Source organism: Allokutzneria albata, from assembly GCF_900103775.1.
GTDB lineage: Bacteria > Actinomycetota > Actinomycetes > Mycobacteriales > Pseudonocardiaceae > Allokutzneria > Allokutzneria albata.
This window is the reverse complement of the sequence record NZ_LT629701.1, coordinates 4309172-4328000: the sequence shown is the minus strand read 5'-3', so window position 1 is coordinate 4328000 and position 18829 is coordinate 4309172. Positions and strand designations below refer to the sequence as shown.

Sequence of the window (18829 nt, the reverse complement as noted above, 5' to 3'; positions counted from 1 at the left end):
TCGCACGGTTCATTCGCCGCTGAAGCGCGTGTGGTTTCACATTTGCCGCTCCTACGCTTCGGGCGAATTGTCCACCGGCGAATGGAGAGCCATGTCCGGGAGAAGAATGCTGCGTTCCGCCGTCGCGGTTCTCGCCGTCGTCGGCGCGATGCTGACCGGCGTCGCGCCCGCGTCGGCCGCGCAGGTCGGTTGCGACGGCAAGCTCTGCATGTGGGAAGACGAGTGGTACCAGGGGTCGCTCTACGTCCAGGCGTCGGTGGAGGCCGGTTGCAGGGACATCAACGGGTGGAACGGCGACAACGAGATCTCTTCCCTGCACAACCAGACCGGGCGCGTCGTCAGGCTTTTCGCCGATGACAACTGTCAGGGCAGGAGCCTGTACGTGTGCGGGCGCTGGTACCACCCGGATCTCGATGAGCAGGACTTCGACAACGAGGCGGAGAGCTACAGGTTCGAGTGACGGCGCCGGACGGGCACTGACGGGCGTGCTCTAACCTGCGCGCATGGACTTCGTGTACATCGCCCTGCTCGCCCTCGCCGGTTTCCTCATCGGTGGCGCGTACACGCTGTGGAAGTCGATGAAGCTCGTCGCGGTCCTGCTGCTGGTCGGCGCCGTCCTCGCGGGCGCGGGCGCCGTGGCCTGGTGGATGTCGACGGTCTAAGTCCGCTTGAGGTAGCGCGGCGGAACGGCGTCGGTGAGCCAGACACCGTTGGCGCTGCGGTGGAAGGTGTGACCGTCCGCGGCCATCGCGGCGGCGTCGACCACCAGGATCGTGGGTGAGCCGCGGCGGCTGCCCACGCGGCGCGCGGTCTCGACGTCCGCCGACAGGTGCACGGCGTGCCGCTTCATCGGCCGTAGACCCTCTTCGAGGATCGCGGACAGGAAACGCTCGACAGTGCCGTGGTAGAGCACCGCGGGCGGCTCCGCCGGTTCCAGTCCCAGGTCCACGGCGACGCTGTGGCCCTGGCTGGCGCGGATGCGCTCGCCGGTCTCGTCGAAGGCGAAGCGGCGCTTGTCGTTGCCCGCCACCACGGCTTCCAGTTCCTCGCGGGAGATGCGCAGCGCCGCGAGCAGGTCGGCGACGTCCACCCAGCCCGCCGCGTCCAGGGTGATGCCGATCTCTTCGGGGGCGTGGCGGAGGTGGCGGGACATCCGCTTGGACACGCTCACGAGTCTTGTTCGGTTCATGGCACCAGTGCAGCATCCTGCGCAAGTGCGATTCGCGTGTCGCTGAACTGCGTTGGGCTTCACATTTCCCGCGCCTACGGTTCGGGCGATCGTCTTGCTGTCAGCGAGATTGTGAGAATGGAGATTCATGTTCGAGGGAAGAGTTCGCCGTGCCGCTGTCGCGGTTCTCGTGGTCGCGGGCACGATGCTGGCCGGCGTCGCGCCCGCCTCGGCGAAGGCGAAGAACGACTGCCGCAACGACATCTGCATGTGGGAGGACGCGAACTACGTCGGCGACCGCTATGTCGACGAGCCGATGATCGCCGGCTGCCGGGAGATCCCCGGGTGGAACGGTGACAACGAGATCAGCTCCGTGTGGAACCGCTCGGGTCGCCTCATCTACCTCTACAGCGAGGACAACTGCCAGGGCAGGGCCTACGCGGTGGGGTCGGGAGCTGAACTCGCCAGCCTCAGCGACTTCAACGATGACGCCGAGAGCTACCTGGTGACCTGAGCTGTCGTGGTGGGTGGCTGGCTTCAGTCCCGGCCACCCTCGGCCGCGGGCTTGAGCTTGTGCGCTCCGGGGCCGAACTTCGCCTGCTCGTCGTTCTCGTTGTAGAGCCCGCACGCCTTCAGCGACAGGCAACCGCAGCCGATGCACGACGCCAGGCGCTCGCGCAGCCGCTGCAGCGCGTCGATGCGGATCTCCAGCTCCTTGTCCCACGACCGGGACAAGCGGCTCCAGTCCGCCTTCGTCGGCGTGCGGTTGTCCGGCAGCGTCGCGAGCGCGTCGCGCACGTCCTCCAGGGTGAGCCCGACCCGTTGCGCGGAGCGGATGAACGCCAGCCTGCGCAGCACCGAGCGGGCGTAGCGGCGCTGGTTGCCCGCGGTGCGCTCCGAGGTGATCAGGCCCTTGTCCTCGTAGAAGCGCAACGCGGTGTGCGGGACACCGCTGCGCGCGGCCACATCGCCGATCGTCAGCCATTTGGGCACCTCCGCCATGCTCCGCACCCTAGTGCTTGACCTCCAGCTAAGTCGAGGTTGCACCGTGTTCCCATGACACAGGGGACCTTGCGAAGGGGTTGGGCGGAACTGCCCGCCCTGTTCCGGCGGATGACCGGGGACGAGAAGCACGAGTGGGCGGCCACCTCCACGCTGCCCACCCTCTGGACGCTCTACGACCGCGTGCTGAACGTCTCGCCCGAGCGGGTCGACGACCCGGACCGGGACCGTTTCCTGCTCTCCAAGGGGCACGGGCCGATGGCCTACTACGCGGTGCTGGCCGCGAAGGGCTTCCTCGATCCGTCCACTTTGGACGACTGGACCGATTTCGGCTCGCCGCTGGGCCAGCACCCCGACCGCGTGCTGGTGCCCGGCGTGGAGATCGGCGCGGGTTCGCTCGGACACGGCCTGGCACTCGGCGTCGGCCAGGTGCTCGGGCTGCGCGCCCAGGGCCGGACCGAGCCCAGGGTGGTCGTGCTGGTCGGCGACGGCGAGTTCGACGAGGGCAGCAACCACGAGGCCATCGCGCTGGCCGGCCGCCTCGGCCTGGAGCAGCTGACCGTGGTGGCCATCGACAACGGCTCCGCCAGCCACGGCTGGCCCGGCGGCATGGCCACCCGCTTCGCCGTCGAGGGCTGGGACACCGTCTCCGTCGACGGCCGGGACCAGGAAGCGCTCTACCACGCGTTCACCGAGGAGCACCCCGGCCGCGCGCGCGCCGTGGTCGCCGTGATCAGGGAAGAAGGTGCGGAATGACCGCCGCCGATTTCGCCGGGAAGACCGAGCAGGCGCTGATGTCCGGTGACGTCACCATGCGCGAGACCTTCGTCGAGACCGTCACCGCCGCCATGGACACCGACCCGCGGATCGCCGTGGTGACCGCCGACATCTCGGCGGGCAACTTCGCCGAGGCCCGGTCCAGGCACCCGGAGCGCGTGGTCAACGTGGGCATCCGCGAGCAGGCCATGATCGGCGTCGCCGGAGGGATGGCGCTGACCGGGCTGCGGCCGGTGGCGCACAGCTACACGCCGTTCCTGATCGAGCGGCCCTTCGAGCAGATCAAGCTGGACCTGGGGCACCAGGACGTCGGCGCGGTCCTGGTCAGCATCGGCGCCTCCTACGACGACCCCGTGTGGGGGCGGACCCACCAGGCCCCCGGTGACGTCGCCCTGATCGACACGCTCCCCGGCTGGACGGTCCACGTGCCTGGCCACCAGGACGAGGTCCGCTCGCTGCTGACCGAGGCCCTTGCCGGGGACGACCGCGTGTACCTGCGCCTGTCCACGCGCCGCAACGCGCGGGCCTACCCGACGGACGCGGGCTTCATCCCGGTGCGCCTCGGGAGCAAGGGCGTCGTCGTCGCGGTCGGGCCGACCCTGGACTCCGTGCTCGCCGCAACGTCCACTGTGGACGTTACTGTGCTCTACGCGGCCACCGTGCGGCCCTTCGACCACGCCGGGCTGCGCGAAGCCGTGGGCGCGAACGCGAACGTGGTTCTGGTGGAGCCCTACCTCCAGGGCACGTCGGCGCACGAGGTCGGCACCGCCCTGGCCGACGTCCCGCACCGGCTGCTCTCGCTGGGCGTGCACCGCGACAACGAGGTCCGCGCCTACGGCACCGCGGAGCAGCACGACGTGATCCACGGCCTCGACCCCGCCGGCCTGCACCACTCCATCACCCAGTTCCTGGGCTGAGCCCGGGGCGGTGATGCACTGAATGAGTCATTCGGTGCGTTCAAGTACCTCAACGACTCATTCAGTGCGTAAACCCGCGTGGCGGGGGTCACGGGTGAGGGGAACGGGTTCGCGAGCGGGCGGGGGTGACGACTAGCCTGGGGGCGTGTCCCGCGTCGTCGTGCTCGACTATGGCTCCGGCAACCTCCGTTCCGCCGAACGCGCTCTGCGCCGCGTCGGTGCCGACGTCGAGGTGACCGCGGACCATCGTGCCGCACTCGCGGCGGACGGCCTGGTGGTTCCCGGAGTCGGCGCTTTCGGCGCGTGCATGGCGGGACTGCGCTCGGTCCAGGGGCCGCGCATCATCGGCGAGCGGCTGGCGGGCGGACGCCCCGTCCTCGGTATCTGCGTGGGGATGCAGGCACTGTTCGAGCGCGGCGTCGAGCACGGGGTCACCGACGAGGGCTGCGGCGAGTGGCCGGGCACCGTGGAGCGGCTGCACGCCGACGTCCTGCCGCACATGGGCTGGAACACCGTTCGCGCTCCGGAGGGCTCGCAGTTCTTCGCCGGGCTCGACGCGGACGCCCGGTTCTACTTCGTGCACTCCTTCGGCGTGCGCAAGTGGGAGCTGGACGCGGACGGCGCGTTCACCCCGCCGCTGGTGACCTGGGCCCACCACGGGGAGGACTTCGTCGCCGCGGTGGAGAACGGGCCGCTGTGGGCCACCCAGTTCCACCCGGAGAAATCCGGCGACGCCGGCGCGCACATCCTGCGCAACTGGCTGAACACGCTCTAGCAGAAGGTAGTCCCGTGACTTTCACGCTGTTCCCGGCCGTCGACGTGGTCGACGGCAAGGCCGTCCGGCTCACCCAGGGTGAGGCGGGCACCGAGACCGCCTACGGCACCCCGCTGGAGGCGGCCCTGGCCTGGCAGGACGGCGGCGCCGAGTGGATCCACCTCGTCGACCTCGACGCCGCCTTCGGGCGCGGCGACAACCGGGCGCTGCTCGCGGCGATGATCGCCGAGCTGGACGTGAAGGTCGAGCTGTCCGGCGGCATCCGCGACGACGCCTCGCTGGCCGCCGCGCTCGGCACCGGCTGCGCGCGGGTGAACCTGGGCACGGCGGCACTGGAGGACCCCGAGTGGTGCGCGAAAGTCCTTGCCGCGCACGGGGAACAGGTGGCCGTGGGCCTCGACGTGCGGATCACCGAGGAGGGCCACCGGCTCAAGGGTCGCGGGTGGACCTCTGACGGTGGAGACCTGTGGGAGGTCCTGGAGCGCCTCGAACGGGACGGTTGCTCCCGCTACGTCGTCACCGACGTGTCCAAGGACGGAACGCTCCAGGGGCCCAACGTGGAACTGCTGCGCGAGATCTGCGCCCGCACGGACAAGCCGGTGATCGCCTCCGGTGGAGTGTCCAGTGTGGACGACCTGCGGGCGCTGGCCGAGCTTGCCCCGGTCGGCCTGGAGGGCGCCATCGTCGGCAAGGCCCTCTACGCCAAGGCTTTCACGCTTCCCGAGGCACTGGCGGCGGTGCGCTAGCTCTGCTGCAGCTCGGCGTGGATTCGGTCCTCCACCGCCTGGCGTGAGATGCCGAGATCCGCGACGACCTTCGCGCCCGTCCCCGACTCCGCGCGCATCAGCGCCAGCAACAGGTGCTCGGTGCCGATGTGCTTGCTGTTGTGCCGCAAGGACTCCCGCAGCGTCAGCTGGATGACCTTCTTGGCGTTCGCGGTGAACGGGATCTGCTCGGGGACCTCCTGCTGCGCCGGGGGGAGCACCCGCTCCACCGCCGCGCGGACGGTCTGCTCGCTCGCGCCCTCGGCGGCCAGCGCGCGTGCGGCCAGTGCCTCCGGTGCGTGCAGCAGGCCGAGCAGGATGTGCTCCGTGCCGATCTCCGGGTTGCCCGCGGACTTGGCCTCCTCCTGCGCGTACACCAGGACCTTGCGGGCGTCGTCGGTGTAGCGGGCGAAGCTGTCCATGGTCATCTTGTCCATGTCCTTGGGCACGAAGCGCTTCTGCGCCGCCTGCTTGGACACGCCCATGCTCTGGCCGATCTCCGTCCAGGACGCGCCGCCGCGGCGGGCCTGGTCCACGAAGTGGCCGATCAGGTGGTCGGCGAGTTCGCCGAGGCGTTCCGCGGTCAGCACGGCCACGCTGAGGTGGTCCAGCGGCGTGCCGTCCGGGTACTGGGTCTTGACGTAGGTGATCAGGTCGTCGAGTCGTGCCGGTGCTGGAGTCATGCGTCAACTGTAGGTTGACGATCGGCGAATCGTCAACCACGAGTTGACGCATTCGCCGCCCCCTGAACAGCCCCCACCCGCCCGGGGGCACCCCTCCACGATCGTCGCTCGAACGCCCCGGAAAAAGCCAGTTCGGAGTGGTTCTGGCGGGGGGTTGGGCGGAATTCGTCTCACGCCGGGGGCGGGTCGGAGGAGGGGGCGGGCACCGTAGGCTCTTGGTGTGACGGTTGCGGTGCGAGTGATCCCCTGTCTGGACGTCGACAACGGGCGCGTGGTGAAGGGCGTCAACTTCACGAACCTCGTCGACGCGGGCGATCCCGTGGAGCTGGCGCGGACCTACGACGCCGAGGGCGCGGACGAGCTGACCTTCCTCGACATCACGGCCTCGTCCGGGAGCCGGGAAACCACCTATGACGTGGTGCGCCGCACCGCGGAGCAGGTGTTCATCCCGCTCACGGTCGGCGGCGGGGTGCGCGAAGTCGACGATGTCGACAAGCTGCTGCGCGCGGGCGCGGACAAGGTCAGCCTGAACACGGCGGCCATCGCGCGGCCGGAGCTGCTGCGCGAGGCGTCCGAGCGCTTCGGTGCCCAGTGCGTCGTGCTCTCCGTCGACGCGCGCCGCGTGCCGGAAGGCGCGCAGCCCACCGCGTCCGGGTTCGAGGTCACCACCCACGGCGGCAGGCGCGGCACCGGGATCTGCGCGGTGGAATGGGCCGCGCGCGGCCAGGAACTCGGCGTCGGCGAGATCCTGTTGAACTCCATGGACGCCGACGGCACCAAGGCAGGGTTCGACCTGGAGCTGCTGCGGCTCGTGCGCGCCGCCGTGTCGGTGCCGCTGATCGCCAGCGGGGGAGCGGGTGCGGTCGAGCACTTCCCGCCCGCCGTCGCCGCAGGCGCGAACGCGGTCCTCGCGGCCAGCGTGTTCCACTTTGGACAGTTGCGGGTCGGCGAGGTCAAGGACGGCCTGCGCGCGGCGGGAGTGACGGTCCGGTGAAGCGCCCGGTCGAACTGTGGGCGATCCTCGCCTGCCTGGTCGGCGCGGAACTCGTCTTCCTGGGCGCGGGCGTCCTCCGGTGGGCGGCCGAAGGCGGGGCCGACCTGCTCGTGCTGCCGACGGTGCTGCTCGTGCTCGTCCTCGTCGCGGCCGCGAGCCTGCTCACCCGCATCCGGATCGCCAAGGCGGGCGCGACGGCGGTCGCGGTCTTCGCCGCGCTGCTGCACCTGCTGATCGTGCTCGGCGACGGGCCGGGCCTGGCCCGGATCGTGTCCGGAATCGTTGGTGCGGCACACGTCTACGCTGTGGTGTTGCTGAACACCGGCCCGATGCGGAAGTTCCTGGAGAGACCGTGAGCAAACTGGACCCGAAGCTCGCCGAACGGCTGCGGAGCAACGCCGACGGCCTGTTCTGCGCGGTCGCCCAGCAGCGCGGCACCGGCGAGGTGCTGATGGTGGCGTGGATGGACGGCGAGGCGCTGTACCGCACGCTGACCACGCGCAAAGCCACGTACTACTCGCGCAGCCGCCAGTCCTACTGGGTCAAGGGTGAGACCTCCGGGAACACGCAGTACGTGCACGAGGTGCGGCTGGACTGCGACGGTGACACGGTTCTGCTCATCGTCGACCAAAAAGGCGTGGCCTGTCACACCGGAACGCGAACCTGTTTCGACACGGATATTCTTCTTTCGGATTCAGTCGAATAGAGTTTTCTTCGCTTCAGGAACGGTTAATCGGTCTCGCGAATGTCGTTCCTATGGCGAGACTGGGCGTCATGAAGCGGTCCTCCCTGTTTGCCGCCGCTCTGTGCGCGATCCTGTTCGCCGGTGTCGGCAATGCTCCCGCCTTCGCCGCGGCGAAGTCCGGAAACGCCACGTACTACAACCTCTCCGGCGCCGGGGCCTGCGGAGATCACATCAACGCCAGGACGCAGCTGCTGGTCGCGGTGTCCGACTCCTGGTTCGGATCGGGTGATCCCAACAATGATCCGATCTGCAAGAAGAAACTGAAGGTCACTTACGGTGGCAAGTCGGTCACGGTGAGCGTGAAGGACAAGTGTCCGGGGTGTTCCAAAGCCCACTTCGACCTCAGCGAGAAGGCGTTCAAGAAGCTCGCCCCGCTGAGCCGGGGGAACATCGACATCAAGTGGGAGTGGAAGTAGGCCCGATGTCGCCGGTGAGGTAGCGCTGCAGGTTCGGCGCGACCGCGGCGGCGAGGGTGTCGTGGTCGGCCGAGGCGAGCGGCTCCAGCTTGATCACGTAGCGGACCATGCCGAGGCCGGCGATCTGCGTGCCGCACAACGCGGCGCGCAGCGCCGGCCGGTCCGGCCCGACCCTCCGCGCGATCGGCCCGAACACCAGTGTGGAGATGAACTCCCGCAGCATCCGCGCCGCGGTCTCGTTGCTGGAGGCGCTGCGCATCAGCGCGACGAACGCCCCGCCGCCCGCGCCGTCCCAGACGCCGAGGAACGTGCGCACGATGCGCTCGCCCATCTGCTCCAGCGGTCCGGTCAGCAGGATCTCGCCGACGCGCTTCGGGTCCAGCGGCAGCTCCATGGCGCTGGCGAACAAGCCCTCCTTGCCGCCGAACCAGTGGTTGACCATCGCCGCGTCCACCCCGGCCTCCGCGGCGATCGCGCGCACGGTCGCCCCGGCGAAGCCGTGCTCGGCGAAGGACCGGCGGGCCGCGTCCAACAGCGCGCGGCGGGTGTCCTCGCCCGCGGGCCGCCGCCCGCGCCTGCGCGGTGACGTACTCTCGGTCCCGGTGCTCATCTCCACCATCCGTATTCAACGCTTGTGGAAATAATGGGCCGCGGTCACGCCCCCAGTCAACGACCGGGCAGAATGTCCCCATGGTCAGTGTGCTCGCGCCCGGCAGGACCGCGATGGGGGAGATCAGCCCCAGCCGCGAGGAGTTCCGCGAACTCGCCAGGGACCGCCGCGTCATCCCGGTGGTGCGGCGGCTGCTCGCCGACGGGGAGACCCCGGTCGGCGTCTACCGCAAGCTGGGCGCCGCCCGGCCCGGCACCTTCCTGTTCGAGTCCGCCGAGAACGGCCGTTCGTGGTCGCGCTGGTCCTTCGTCGGCGCGCACAGCCCCGCCGCGCTGACCGTGGTGGACGGCCACGCGACGTGGACCGGAACGCCGCCGGTCGGCCTGCCGAGGGACGGCGACCCGCTGGTGGCGTTGCGCGAGACCATGCGGCTGCTGCACACCGACGCGCTGCCCGGCATGCCCCCGCTGACCGGCGGCATGGTCGGCTACCTCGGCTACGACGTGGTGCGCAGGCTGGAGGCGCTGCCGGAGCTGGCCGAGGGCGACCTGGAGATCCCCGAGCTGGTCATGCTGCTGGCGATGGACCTCGCCGCGATGGACCACCACGAGGGCACGATCACGCTCATCGCCAACGCGATCAACTGGGACGACACCGACGAGCGGGTCGACGCCGCCTACGACGAGGCCGTCGCGCGCCTGGACGACATGACCGCGCGGCTGTGCACCTCCGCCGCGCCCAGCGCTGCGGTCTTCTCCCGCCCGGAGCCCCGCTTCACCCGCCGCCGCAGCACCGCCGACTACACCGCGGCCGTGGAGAAGGCCAAGGAGGCGATCCACGCGGGCGAGGCGTTCCAGATCGTCGTCTCGCAGCGGTTCGAGCTGGAGACGGCGGCCGACCCGCTGGACATCTACCGGGTCCTGCGCACCACCAACCCCAGCCCGTACATGTACCTGCTCAACCTCGACGGCTTCGCGATCGTCGGCTCCAGCCCGGAGGCGCTGGTCACCGTCCGCGACGGCAAGGCGACGACGCACCCGATCGCCGGGACGCGCTGGCGCGGCGCCGACGAGGAGGAGGACGCGCTGCTGGCCAAGGACCTGCTGCACGACGAGAAGGAGCGCGCCGAGCACCTGATGCTGGTCGACCTGGCCCGCAACGACCTCGGCCGCGTCTGCACGCCGGGCTCGGTCACCGTGGTCGACTTCTTCCGCATCGAGCGCTACAGCCACGTCATGCACATCGTGTCCACGGTGACCGGCCAGCTCGCCGAGGGGCGCACCGCCTTCGACGCGGTCGCGGCCTGCTTCCCGGCGGGAACCCTCTCCGGGGCGCCGAAACCGCGCGCGATGGAGCTGATCGAGGAGCTGGAGCCGACCCGGCGCGGCCTCTACGGCGGCGTCGTCGGCTACCTCGACTTCGCGGGCGACGCCGACACCGCCATCGCCATCCGCACCGCCCTGGTGCGCGACGGCGTGGCCTACGTGCAGGCCGGGGCGGGCATCGTCGCCGACTCCGACCCGATCTCCGAAGACCAGGAGTGCCTGAACAAGGCCCGCGCTGTTCTCTCGGCGATCGCCACCGCCGACACGATGGCGCTGGCCGTCGACGGGAGCGGCGGTGCCTGAGCACGCGGCCCGGCCCGCCCGCGGTCTCTTGTGGACGGTCGTGCTGCTGTTGCTCGCCGCGGCGGGGCTGCTGTGGGGCTCCTCCTCGGTGGCGTGGTTCGCCGACGCGAGTTCGGCGCTGCGCTCCGCGCGGGACCAGCCGACCGGCGCCGACCAGGTGCCCGCGCTGATCCCGTTGGCGCTGCTGAGCCTCGCCGGGATCGCCGGGGCCATCGCGACCTCGGGCGTGCTGCGCCGGGTGGTCGGCGGGCTGCTGGCGCTGCTGGCCGTCGGCGGGATCGCGCTGTGGGTCGGCTACGCGGCGACGGTGACCGCGGTGGGACCGCTGCTCGGGCTGGCCGGACTGGCACTGCTGCTCGCGGCCGGGTTGATCGTGCTGGTCGGCGGTGCGCGGATGCCCGCGCTCGGTGCCCGTTACGACACCGGGAGTAACGCCAGGGCCGCCGATCCCGACCGGGAGGTGTGGGAGGCGTTGGACTCGGGGAGTGATCCCACCGTCACAGCCCGGAAAGACCCTTGACAGCCAGGACGGATTCGGTGACCCCAGACCGGAAGCGGCACCGCCTGAGAGTTAGCATCCATGAACGCCTCACGGCCACCGTGATGGGGACGGTCGCTATCGGGTGCGGCAGCAACGAACCGATTCGAGCGCCGGAACGAGCCAGCAACGGCCGCGCCGGACGAACGGATCATGCGGAGGAGTGCGCGTGAACGTCCTGGAGTCGATTCTCGAAGGCGTCCGCGCCGACCTGGCCGCCCGCGAAGCCCGGACACCCCTGTCGGAGATCAAGGACCTGGCCGCGCAGGCGGCCCCGCCCAGGGACGTGATGGCCGCGCTGCGCGCGCCCGGGGTCGGCGTGATCGCGGAGGTCAAGCGCCGCAGCCCGTCCAAGGGCGAGCTGGCGGGCATCTCCGACCCGGCCGAACTGGCCCGCGACTACGAGGCCGGTGGCGCGCGGGTGATCAGCGTGCTCACCGAGGAGCGCCGCTTCGGCGGCTCGCTCGCCGACCTCGACGCCGTCCGCACCGCGGTCGACGTTCCCTTGCTGCGCAAGGACTTCATGGTCAGCCCGTACCAGATCCACGAGGCGCGGGCGCACGGCGCGGACATGATCCTGCTGATCGTGGCCGCGCTGGAGCAGAACGTGCTGGAGGCGTTGCTGGACCGCGCGGAGTCGCTGGGGATGACCGCGCTGGTCGAGGTGCACACCGCCGAGGAGGCCGACCGCGCGCTGGAGGCGGGCGCCCAGGTGATCGGCGTCAACGCCCGCGACCTGACCACGCTGGAGGTCGACCGCGACTGCTTCGGCCGGATCGCGCCCGGACTGCCCAGCGAGGTCATCAAGATCGCCGAGTCCGGTGTGCGCGGCCCCGGCGACCTGATGACCTACGCGGGCTTCGGCGCGGACGCCGTCCTGGTCGGTGAGGGCCTGGTGACCAGCGGCAACCCGCGCAGCGCGGTGACCCAGCTGGTCACCGCGGGCTCGCACCCCGCATGCCCCCGCCCGAGCCGTTGAGGAGACGCGCCCCCATGACCCACGACGAGGACCGCGACAAGCACGGGCCCGACGATCGCGGGCACTTCGGCCCCTACGGCGGCCGGTACATGCCCGAGGCGCTGATGGCCGCGATCGACGAGCTGGCCACCTTCTACGACAAGGCACGGGTCGACCCGGACTTCGTCACCGAGTTCGAGCGGCTGCTCCGCGAGTACGCCAACCGGCCGTCGCTGCTCACCGAGGCGCCGAAGTTCGCCGAGCACGCGGGCGGGGCGCGGATCTTCCTCAAGCGCGAGGACCTCAACCACACCGGCTCGCACAAGATCAACAACGTGCTGGGCCAGGCGCTGCTGACCAAGCGGATGGGCAAGAAGCGGGTCATCGCCGAGACCGGCGCGGGCCAGCACGGCGTGGCCACCGCGACCGCGTGCGCGCTGCTGGACCTCGACTGCGTGGTCTACATGGGCGAGGTCGACACCGAGCGGCAGGCGCTCAACGTGGCGCGGATGAAGCTGCTCGGCGCGGAGGTCATCCCGGTCAAGACCGGCTCCCGCACGCTGAAGGACGCCATCAACGAGGCGCTGCGCGACTGGGTGGCCAACGTCGACGACACCCACTACCTGCTCGGCACCGCGGCGGGCCCGCACCCGTTCCCGATGATGGTGCGCAACTTCCACAAGGTGATCGGCGCCGAGGCCCGCGCCCAGATGCTCGACCAGGTGGGGCGCCTGCCCGACGTGGTCGCGGCCTGCGTCGGCGGCGGCTCCAACGCGATCGGCATCTTCCACGGCTTCCTCGACGACCCCGACGTCCGGCTGGTCGGCCTGGAGCCCGCGGGCAAGGGCGTGGACACCGGCGAGCACGGGGCGACGCTGACCGAGGGTGAGCCGGGCGTGCTGCACGGCGCGTTCTCCTACCTGCTCCAGGACGCCGACGGGCAGGTCACCGAGGCGTACTCGATCTCGGCGGGCCTGGACTACCCCGGTGTCGGCCCCGAGCACTCCTACCTCAAGGACATCGGCCGCGCCGAGTACCGCGCGGTGACCGACGCGGAGGCCATGGAGGCGCTGCGCCTGCTCTCCCGCACCGAGGGCATCATCCCGGCGATCGAGTCCTCGCACGCGCTCGCGGGCGCGCTGAAGCTCGGCCACGAGCTCGGTCAGGAGGGCGTGATCCTGGTGTGCCTGTCCGGGCGCGGCGACAAGGACATGGACACCGCCGCCCAGTACTTCGACCTCGTGGGGGAGAACGCCTGATGTCTCTGGCGCAGATGTTCGCCGACTGCCGGGCAGCCGACCGCGCTGCCCTGATCGGCTACCTGCCCGCGGGCTTCCCGACCGTCGAGGGCTCCACGCAGTACCTCACGGCGATGCTCGACGCTGGCTGCGACCTGGTCGAGGTCGGCCTGCCGTTCTCCGACCCGGTGATGGACGGCCCGACCATCCAGGCCGCCGCGGACACCGCGCTGCGCAACGGTTTCCGGGTGCGCGACCTGTTCACCACGGTGGAGTCGATCTCCGCGGCGGGTGGGCGCGCGGTCGTGATGACCTACTGGAACCCGGTGCACCGCTACGGCGTGGACGCCTTCGCCCGCGATCTCGCGGCCGCGGGCGGGCTCGGGCTGATCACCCCCGACCTGATCCCGGACGAGGCCGAGGACTGGCTGGCCGCCTCGGCCGCGCACGGCCTCGACCGCATCTTCCTGGTGGCACCCTCCTCCACCGAGGAGCGGATCTCCAAGACCGCGGCGGCCAGCAGCGGGTTCCTCTACGCCGCCTCGATCATGGGCGTCACCGGCGCCCGCGACGCCGTGAGCAGCCAGGCGCCGCGGCTGGTCGAACGCACCCGGGCGCACACCGACCTGCCGATCGGCGTCGGTCTCGGCGTCCGCTCCGGCCCGCAGGCGGCCGAGGTCGCGGCGTTCGCCGACGGCGTGATCGTGGGCTCCGCGTTCGTCAACGCCGTCTCCTCCGGCGAGGCCGCCGTCCGCGCCCTGGCGACCGAACTCTCCTCCGCCACCCACCGCACCCCCGTCACCGCCTGACGTTCGTCCCGGAGATGGGCGTTTCCTGGTCGCCCCTGGCGCAAAGTGCCCTTCGATCAGCTGTACGAGCCGCTTGAGGCCGGGGACTGCCGGTGCTGGCGACATGGTGATGTCATGCCGACAACCACCTTCGGCCCGGCATGTCAGACTGGACGCCGGGCCGACACCGGAGGTGACCCGCAGTGGCAGCACCAGCGGAGACGTTCCCGCAGCACCCGCAACGCTGGACGCTCGACGAGGTCCTCGCACTGCCCGAGGACCAAGGGCAGCGAGTCGAGCTCATCGACGGGACCGTCGTCGTGAGCCCTGCGCCCGGAGACAGCACCAGCGTGTCCTGCAACGTCTTCAAGTCGGGCTCCTCGCGGCCACACCGCCGGAGTGCGAAACACTGCCCGGCGTCAACGTCGTGCTGAACGGGGAGCGACTGCTCATTCCCGATCTCGTGGTGACGACGAACCCGGGAGCGGACGCCGTCTACTTCGACGCGACCGACATCCTCATGGCCGCGGAAGTCCTGTCCCCGTCCTCACGGGCCTTCGACCGCGCCCTCAAGCGCCAGTTGTACGCCGAAGCGGCCATTCCGTTCTTCGTCATCGTGGACCCGGTCGCCGAGCCGGTGTCGGCCATCGCCTACGAGTTCGACGGGGCCGGCTACCGAGAGATGGCGCGCAGTGACGACGGGGTGCTGAAGTGGGAACGCCCGTTCCCGGTGCTGGTGGATCTGCAACGGTGAACCCGGGCCTGGCGGGCTGAGCGGCAGCGGCTACGGTGAGCGGCGTGACTGCAACGGTCTCCGCGATCCTGGCAACGATCCCCAGCCCCGACCGGGGGGTTTGGTACATCGGCCCGATCCCGCTCCGCGCGTACGCGCTCTGCATCATCGCGGGCATCGTGGTGGCCATCGCCTGGGGCGAGCGCCGCTTCGTCGCCCGGGGCGGGGAGAAGGGCGCGGTCACCGACATCGCGGTCTTCGCCGTGCCGTTCGGGCTCGTCGGCGGGCGGCTCTACCACGTGGCGACGGACTGGCCGAAGTACTTCGGCCCCGGCGGCAACCCGGTGGACGCGCTGAAGATCTGGCAGGGCGGCCTCGGCATCTGGGGCGCCATCGCGCTGGGCGCGGTCGGCGCGCTGATCGCCTGCCGCAGGCGGGGCATCCCGTTGCCGGCCTTCGCCGACGCGGTCGCGCCGGGCATCGTGGTCGCGCAGGCCATCGGCCGCCTCGGCAACTGGTTCAACCAGGAGCTCTACGGCGGCCCGACGGACCTGCCGTGGGGCCTGGAGATCTACCGCAGGATCGACCCGGTCACCAACCTGGAGGACCCGCTCGGCGGCGTGGCCATGGACCACACGCCGATCGCGGTGGTGCACCCGACGTTCCTCTACGAGCTGCTGTGGAACCTCGGCGTCGCCGCGCTGATCGTCTGGGCCGACCGGCGGTTCCGCCTCGGCCACGGCCGGGTGTTCGCGCTCTACGTGGCGGGCTACACCGCGGGCCGGTTCTGGATCGAGATCATGCGCGAGGACCACGCCACGCTCATCGCGGGCATCCGGATCAACGTGTTCACCTCGGTCATCGTCTTCATCGGCGCGGTGATCTACCTGGTGCTGGCCAAGAAGCGAGGGGAACGCGAGGACCTGGCCGCGCTGCGGGCCGAGCGCGAACCGGAGGAGGCGGCCGAGCCCGAGCCGGCCGCTGAGGAAAAGGCCGCTGAGGAAAAGCCCGCCGAGTCCGTGACTCCGGACCCCACCAAGACCGATAAGACGCCCTAACATCGGTCCCCATGCGCATCCTCGTCGTCGAGGACGATGACCGAGTTGCACGCGGCCTGGTGACCGCGTTGCAGCACGCCGGCTACGACGTGCACCGGGTGGCGACCGCGGCGGCAGCGCTGCAGGCGGGCCACGCCGACGTCGTCCTGCTCGACCTGGGCCTGCCCGACGCGGACGGGCTGGACCTGCTGCGCAGGCTGCGGCAGACCGAGGGCATGGCGATCATCGCGGTCACCGCGCGCGGCGAGGAGCGGGAACGCGTTCTCGGCCTGCGCAGCGGCGCGGACGACTACGTGGTCAAACCCTTCGGCACGGCCGAGCTGCTGGCGAGGGTGGAGGCCGTGCTGCGGCGCACCCGCTCCGCGCGGGCCAGTGCGGAGGCCGACGCCGAGACCATCGAGGTCGGCAAGCTCAAGGTCGACCTGTCCTCCCGTCTGGCCACTGTGGACGGTGAGCAGATCCTGTTGACCCGCAAGGAGTTCGACGTGCTCGCGCTGCTCGTCGCGCGTCCGGGCAGCGTGGTCAGCCGGGACCACATCCTCGACCAGGTGTGGCACACCAGCTGGGAGGCGCGTTCGCGCAGCCTCGACACGCACATCGCGACGCTGCGCGGCAAGCTCGGCGAGCACGTCCGGATCGAGACCGTTCGCGGCGTCGGCTACCGCCTGGCCAGGTGAGCCGTGCTGCGCAGGCTGCTCGGCGTGCTGGTGCCGCTGCTGGTGGTGCTCGCCGCGGCCATGGGGGTCCCGCTGGCGACGGCCATCGCCGAGGGTGAGACGCAGCGGATGTACCTCGACCGCCTCGCCGACGCCAGCCGCTTCGCCTCCATCGCCGACAACGCCCTGTCCTCCGGTCGCACCACGGCGTTGCGGGACGAGATGGTCCGCTACGACGCGCTGTACAGCAGCCCGGCCGCGCTGGTCGCCCCCGGCGGACGGATCATCCTGGCCTCGCGGGAGAACTTCGACCTCACCGTGCCCACGGTCGCCGAGCAGCTGAAGCTGGCTTTCGCGGGCTACCGACCCGACCCACCGGAGGTGGTGTGGCCGTGGCGGGAGGCGCCGCTGGTGGTCGTCGAGCCGGTCGGCCGGGACAGCGAGGTCGTGGCCTCGGTGGTGACCGTGTCCTCGACGGAGTCGTTGCGCACGCAGATCGCCCGGATCTGGTGGCTGCTGGTGCTGGTCGGGCTGGTCCCGATGCTGGCGCTGGTCGCGGTGGCCTGGCCGATCTCGCGGTGGGTGCTCCGGCCGATCCACCAGCTCGACGAGGCGACCGCGCGGGTGGCCGGCGGTGAGCTCGACACCAGGGCGGACGTGGACGGGCCGCCGGAGCTGCGGCGGCTCGCGGTGTCGTTCAACAGCATGGTCGACGTGGTCGGCCGGGCGCTGCGCCGCCAGCGCGCCTTCGTCGCCGACGCCTCGCACCAGTTGCGCAACCCGTTGGCCAGCCTGCGCCTCGCGGTGGAGAACCTGCAGCCGCACCTGCACTCCGAAGCGGCTCGCCAAGCGCACGAGATCGCCGTCGAGGAAGCCGCGGAGATGGGCCGCGTCCTCGACGCGCTGCTCGCCGCGACCCGCCTGGACAGTGCGGCCGCGGCCGAGCCCGTTGAGCTGGACGCCTTGGTGGCCACGCACGAACCCGCGTGGGCGGCTTCGGCGCTGCGGGCGGAGATCGAGCTGCACGTCGACATCCCGCAGGGGCTGCGCGCACTGGAACCGCCCGGCGGTCTCGGCAGCGTGCTGGACGAGTTGGTGGGCAACGCCGTCCGCCTCTCCGGGGGCAGCGAGATCGTGGTGCGCGCGGAGCGGGTCGGCGACATGGTCGAGCTGCACGTGGTCGACGACGGCACCGGGCTGCCGGAGGACGAACGCGCGGCGGCGCTGGACCGGTTCTGGCGATCGCCGCGGCACCAGAACATCGCGGGCACCGGCCTCGGCCTGGCGATCTGCGCCGAACTCGTCACCGCGGCCGGTGGCGAACTCGAACTGCTCTCGCCCGGCCCGCACGGCCTCGACGCCGTGGTCCGCCTGCCCGCCGCCGACTGACCGCGCATCCTGAACGACTCGTTCAGCGCGTAAGGGGCTCAGCCCTTCACGGCGCGGAACCACCGGGCGGCGCCGGAGTGCAGGGGGATCGGGCCGGTGGAGATGCCGGTGCGGATGTTGATGCGCCGGGCCTCGGGGCGGTCCGCGGCGATCGTGGGGGCCTCGACGAAGACGGTGCGAGTCACCGTCTCCACCACGTCGTCGGGCACGTCGTCCCTGGCCAGCAACAAGTTCGGGGTGACGACGGTGGGACACGGCGGGATCGCGCCGTAGGTGGTGGCCGGGATGGTGGCGGGCAGGTAGTAGCCGGAGGGCAGCCGGGCGAGGGCCTGGGCCTGCGCCACGAGCGGCACCAGGCGGATCCTGGTGTGCCGTTCCAGGTCGGTGATCGCCGGGGTGGGGATGCCGGTGAGGGTGAAGAAGGCGTCCAGCGAACCCTGCGCCAGCGCGGCGGCGGACTCCTGCTGGTTGAGCAGCACGGGCGTGAACGACACCCCGGTGACCCGGCGCAGGTTGGCCACGATGAACTCGGTCCCGGAGCCGCCCGCCCCGGTCGACACGCGCTTGCCCGCGAGGTCGCCGAAGTGGCGGATCGGGCCGCCCGCGGGCACGACCAGGTGCAGGAAGCTGTCGTAGAGCCTGCCGACGGCGCTGATGCCGTGTATCGAGGTGTCGGGGTGCTCGGAGATCGCGTCCAAAGAGGACAGTGCGAGCTGCGCCTCGCCCCGGTTGAGCAGGTGCAGGTTCTCCACCGACGCGCTGCTGGGCCGGGCCCGCACCGCCACCCCGGGCAGCGCGTTGGCCAGCAGGGTGGCGATGGCCCCGCCGATCTTCTGGAACACCGCGCCGTCCGGACCGGTGGCCAGGACGAGTTCCCGCAGCCCGGAGCCGGGGCGCGCGGTGCACCCGGCGAGCAGGCCCGCGCCCGCGCCGGCGATCAGCGCGCGGCGGCTCAGCGGGCGGGAGACCATGGGCGGAGAGTAGTACCTCTT

The 18829-nt window shown here is 71.1% G+C and carries 25 protein-coding genes; 20 read left to right on the top strand and 5 right to left on the bottom strand.

The features are described from left to right. The first annotated feature begins 91 nt into the window (after positions 1-91). Positions 92-460 carry a peptidase inhibitor family I36 protein gene (locus BLT28_RS19100; protein ID WP_081900462.1) on the top strand — a complete coding sequence of 123 codons (369 nt, stop codon included), beginning with the start codon at positions 92-94 and terminating at the stop codon, positions 458-460. A gap of 43 nt (positions 461-503) precedes the next feature. Continuing rightward, positions 504-662 (top strand): hypothetical protein, encoded by a 159-nt coding sequence (locus tag BLT28_RS40965; RefSeq protein WP_169748581.1) that lies wholly within the window; start codon positions 504-506, stop codon positions 660-662. Here BLT28_RS40965 and BLT28_RS19095 read toward each other — a convergent pair. After that, positions 659-1189, bottom strand: coding sequence for an RNA 2'-phosphotransferase (locus BLT28_RS19095; RefSeq protein WP_030430910.1), 531 nt, complete (start codon positions 1187-1189; stop codon positions 659-661). The genes BLT28_RS40965 and BLT28_RS19095 overlap by 4 nt on opposite strands. Positions 1190-1316: 127 nt before the next feature. On the opposite strand from BLT28_RS19095, the gene BLT28_RS19090 reads away from it, so the two are divergent. Beyond that, complete coding sequence (locus BLT28_RS19090; RefSeq protein WP_081900463.1) at positions 1317-1682, top strand: peptidase inhibitor family I36 protein; 366 nt, start codon at positions 1317-1319, stop codon at positions 1680-1682. A gap of 23 nt (positions 1683-1705) precedes the next feature. Here the strand turns inward: BLT28_RS19090 and soxR are convergent, their stop codons facing one another. Further along, complete coding sequence (soxR, locus tag BLT28_RS19085) at positions 1706-2170, bottom strand: redox-sensitive transcriptional activator SoxR (protein ID WP_030430912.1); 465 nt, start codon at positions 2168-2170, stop codon at positions 1706-1708. A gap of 54 nt (positions 2171-2224) precedes the next feature. On the opposite strand from soxR, the gene BLT28_RS19080 reads away from it, so the two are divergent. The 4 genes from BLT28_RS19080 (at position 2225) to priA (ending at position 5385) form a co-directional block, all read left to right on the top strand. Then, a complete protein-coding gene (locus BLT28_RS19080; RefSeq protein ID WP_030430913.1) occupies positions 2225-2926 on the top strand; it encodes a thiamine pyrophosphate-dependent enzyme in 702 nt (233 codons plus the stop codon). Next, entirely contained in the window at positions 2923-3864 is a 942-nt protein-coding gene (locus tag BLT28_RS19075; RefSeq protein WP_407638730.1) for a transketolase family protein, read from the top strand. Before BLT28_RS19080 ends, BLT28_RS19075 begins: the two co-directional genes overlap by 4 nt. Positions 3865-4009: 145 nt before the next feature. Beyond that, positions 4010-4639 (top strand): imidazole glycerol phosphate synthase subunit HisH, encoded by a 630-nt coding sequence (hisH, locus tag BLT28_RS19070; RefSeq protein ID WP_030430915.1) that lies wholly within the window; start codon positions 4010-4012, stop codon positions 4637-4639. Between the two features lie 14 nt (positions 4640-4653). After that, on the top strand, positions 4654-5385 hold the full coding sequence (gene priA, locus BLT28_RS19065; protein ID WP_030430916.1) for a bifunctional 1-(5-phosphoribosyl)-5-((5-phosphoribosylamino)methylideneamino)imidazole-4-carboxamide isomerase/phosphoribosylanthranilate isomerase PriA: 732 nt from the start codon (positions 4654-4656) through the stop codon (positions 5383-5385). On the opposite strand, the gene BLT28_RS19060 is transcribed toward priA, so the two are convergent. Beyond that, a complete protein-coding gene (locus BLT28_RS19060; protein WP_030430917.1) occupies positions 5382-6086 on the bottom strand; it encodes a Clp protease N-terminal domain-containing protein in 705 nt (234 codons plus the stop codon). The two genes, priA and BLT28_RS19060, sit on opposite strands and share 4 nt — an antisense overlap. 220 nt (positions 6087-6306) lie before the next feature. Here BLT28_RS19060 and hisF point away from each other — a divergent pair, with 220 nt between their 5' ends. From hisF to BLT28_RS19040, 4 genes are all read left to right on the top strand, one after another. Further along, positions 6307-7080, top strand: coding sequence for an imidazole glycerol phosphate synthase subunit HisF (gene hisF / locus BLT28_RS19055; protein WP_030430918.1), 774 nt, complete (start codon positions 6307-6309; stop codon positions 7078-7080). After that, positions 7077-7436 carry a hypothetical protein gene (locus BLT28_RS19050; RefSeq protein ID WP_030430919.1) on the top strand — a complete coding sequence of 120 codons (360 nt, stop codon included), beginning with the start codon at positions 7077-7079 and terminating at the stop codon, positions 7434-7436. Before hisF ends, BLT28_RS19050 begins: the two co-directional genes overlap by 4 nt. After that, positions 7433-7786, top strand: a complete 354-nt coding sequence (hisI, locus tag BLT28_RS19045; RefSeq protein ID WP_030430920.1) for a phosphoribosyl-AMP cyclohydrolase — start codon at positions 7433-7435, stop codon at positions 7784-7786. The genes BLT28_RS19050 and hisI overlap by 4 nt, the downstream gene beginning before the upstream one ends. A 68-nt stretch (positions 7787-7854) precedes the next feature. Then, complete coding sequence (locus BLT28_RS19040) at positions 7855-8241, top strand: RlpA-like double-psi beta-barrel domain-containing protein (protein WP_063766622.1); 387 nt, start codon at positions 7855-7857, stop codon at positions 8239-8241. Here BLT28_RS19040 and BLT28_RS19035 read toward each other — a convergent pair. Beyond that, the gene (locus BLT28_RS19035) at positions 8222-8851 is read right to left on the bottom strand and encodes a TetR/AcrR family transcriptional regulator (protein WP_030430922.1); all 630 of its coding nucleotides are present in this window, start codon (positions 8849-8851) and stop codon (positions 8222-8224) included. The two genes, BLT28_RS19040 and BLT28_RS19035, sit on opposite strands and share 20 nt — an antisense overlap. Positions 8852-8931: 80 nt before the next feature. On the opposite strand from BLT28_RS19035, the gene BLT28_RS19030 reads away from it, so the two are divergent. The 9 genes from BLT28_RS19030 (at position 8932) to BLT28_RS18990 (ending at position 17837) form a co-directional block, all read left to right on the top strand. Next, positions 8932-10479 carry an anthranilate synthase component I gene (locus BLT28_RS19030; RefSeq protein ID WP_030430923.1) on the top strand — a complete coding sequence of 516 codons (1548 nt, stop codon included), beginning with the start codon at positions 8932-8934 and terminating at the stop codon, positions 10477-10479. Next, positions 10472-10999 carry a Trp biosynthesis-associated membrane protein gene (locus BLT28_RS19025; protein WP_030430924.1) on the top strand — a complete coding sequence of 176 codons (528 nt, stop codon included), beginning with the start codon at positions 10472-10474 and terminating at the stop codon, positions 10997-10999. Before BLT28_RS19030 ends, BLT28_RS19025 begins: the two co-directional genes overlap by 8 nt. A gap of 187 nt (positions 11000-11186) precedes the next feature. Then, positions 11187-11996, top strand: coding sequence for an indole-3-glycerol phosphate synthase TrpC (gene trpC, locus BLT28_RS19020; RefSeq protein ID WP_030430925.1), 810 nt, complete (start codon positions 11187-11189; stop codon positions 11994-11996). A 14-nt stretch (positions 11997-12010) separates the two neighbouring features. Then, entirely contained in the window at positions 12011-13234 is a 1224-nt protein-coding gene (gene trpB, locus BLT28_RS19015; protein WP_030430926.1) for a tryptophan synthase subunit beta, read from the top strand. Further along, positions 13231-14022, top strand: a complete 792-nt coding sequence (gene trpA / locus BLT28_RS19010; protein ID WP_407638821.1) for a tryptophan synthase subunit alpha — start codon at positions 13231-13233, stop codon at positions 14020-14022. The genes trpB and trpA overlap by 4 nt, the downstream gene beginning before the upstream one ends. Positions 14023-14125: 103 nt before the next feature. Continuing rightward, a complete protein-coding gene (locus tag BLT28_RS19005; RefSeq protein WP_322789359.1) occupies positions 14126-14755 on the top strand; it encodes a Uma2 family endonuclease in 630 nt (209 codons plus the stop codon). A gap of 44 nt (positions 14756-14799) precedes the next feature. After that, complete coding sequence (gene lgt / locus BLT28_RS19000; RefSeq protein WP_081900464.1) at positions 14800-15792, top strand: prolipoprotein diacylglyceryl transferase; 993 nt, start codon at positions 14800-14802, stop codon at positions 15790-15792. An 11-nt stretch (positions 15793-15803) separates the two neighbouring features. Continuing rightward, positions 15804-16469, top strand: a complete 666-nt coding sequence (locus BLT28_RS18995; RefSeq protein WP_030430929.1) for a response regulator transcription factor — start codon at positions 15804-15806, stop codon at positions 16467-16469. A gap of 3 nt (positions 16470-16472) precedes the next feature. Continuing rightward, positions 16473-17837 carry a sensor histidine kinase gene (locus BLT28_RS18990; protein ID WP_030430930.1) on the top strand — a complete coding sequence of 455 codons (1365 nt, stop codon included), beginning with the start codon at positions 16473-16475 and terminating at the stop codon, positions 17835-17837. 38 nt (positions 17838-17875) lie between these two features. Here BLT28_RS18990 and BLT28_RS18985 read toward each other — a convergent pair whose 3' ends face one another. After that, positions 17876-18808: a TAXI family TRAP transporter solute-binding subunit gene (locus BLT28_RS18985; protein WP_030430931.1), complete on the bottom strand. Its 933-nt coding sequence runs from the start codon at positions 18806-18808 to the stop codon at positions 17876-17878. Positions 18809-18829: the final 21 nt, after the last annotated feature.

Bases quoted from the DNA above. Each gene is read 5' to 3' on its own strand.
- BLT28_RS19095 (WP_030430910.1), bottom strand. From the start codon at position 1,189: ATGAACCGAACAAGACTCGTGAGCGTGTCCAAGCGGATGTCCCGCCAC.
- BLT28_RS19040 (WP_063766622.1), top strand. From the start codon at position 7,855: ATGAAGCGGTCCTCCCTGTTTGCCGCCGCTCTGTGCGCGATCCTGTTC.
- BLT28_RS40965 (WP_169748581.1), top strand. From the start codon at position 504: ATGGACTTCGTGTACATCGCCCTGCTCGCCCTCGCCGGTTTCCTCATC.
- trpB (WP_030430926.1), top strand. From the start codon at position 12,011: ATGACCCACGACGAGGACCGCGACAAGCACGGGCCCGACGATCGCGGG.
- BLT28_RS19030 (WP_030430923.1), top strand. From the start codon at position 8,932: ATGGTCAGTGTGCTCGCGCCCGGCAGGACCGCGATGGGGGAGATCAGC.
- BLT28_RS18995 (WP_030430929.1), top strand. From the start codon at position 15,804: ATGCGCATCCTCGTCGTCGAGGACGATGACCGAGTTGCACGCGGCCTG.
- BLT28_RS19060 (WP_030430917.1), bottom strand. From the start codon at position 6,086: ATGACTCCAGCACCGGCACGACTCGACGACCTGATCACCTACGTCAAG.
- BLT28_RS19100 (WP_081900462.1), top strand. From the start codon at position 92: ATGTCCGGGAGAAGAATGCTGCGTTCCGCCGTCGCGGTTCTCGCCGTC.
- BLT28_RS19035 (WP_030430922.1), bottom strand. From the start codon at position 8,851: ATGAGCACCGGGACCGAGAGTACGTCACCGCGCAGGCGCGGGCGGCGG.
- BLT28_RS19080 (WP_030430913.1), top strand. From the start codon at position 2,225: ATGACACAGGGGACCTTGCGAAGGGGTTGGGCGGAACTGCCCGCCCTG.
- BLT28_RS19090 (WP_081900463.1), top strand. From the start codon at position 1,317: ATGTTCGAGGGAAGAGTTCGCCGTGCCGCTGTCGCGGTTCTCGTGGTC.
- BLT28_RS18985 (WP_030430931.1), bottom strand. From the start codon at position 18,808: ATGGTCTCCCGCCCGCTGAGCCGCCGCGCGCTGATCGCCGGCGCGGGC.
- BLT28_RS19005 (WP_322789359.1), top strand. From the start codon at position 14,126: ATGGTGATGTCATGCCGACAACCACCTTCGGCCCGGCATGTCAGACTG.
- BLT28_RS19075 (WP_407638730.1), top strand. From the start codon at position 2,923: ATGACCGCCGCCGATTTCGCCGGGAAGACCGAGCAGGCGCTGATGTCC.
- soxR (WP_030430912.1), bottom strand. From the start codon at position 2,170: ATGGCGGAGGTGCCCAAATGGCTGACGATCGGCGATGTGGCCGCGCGC.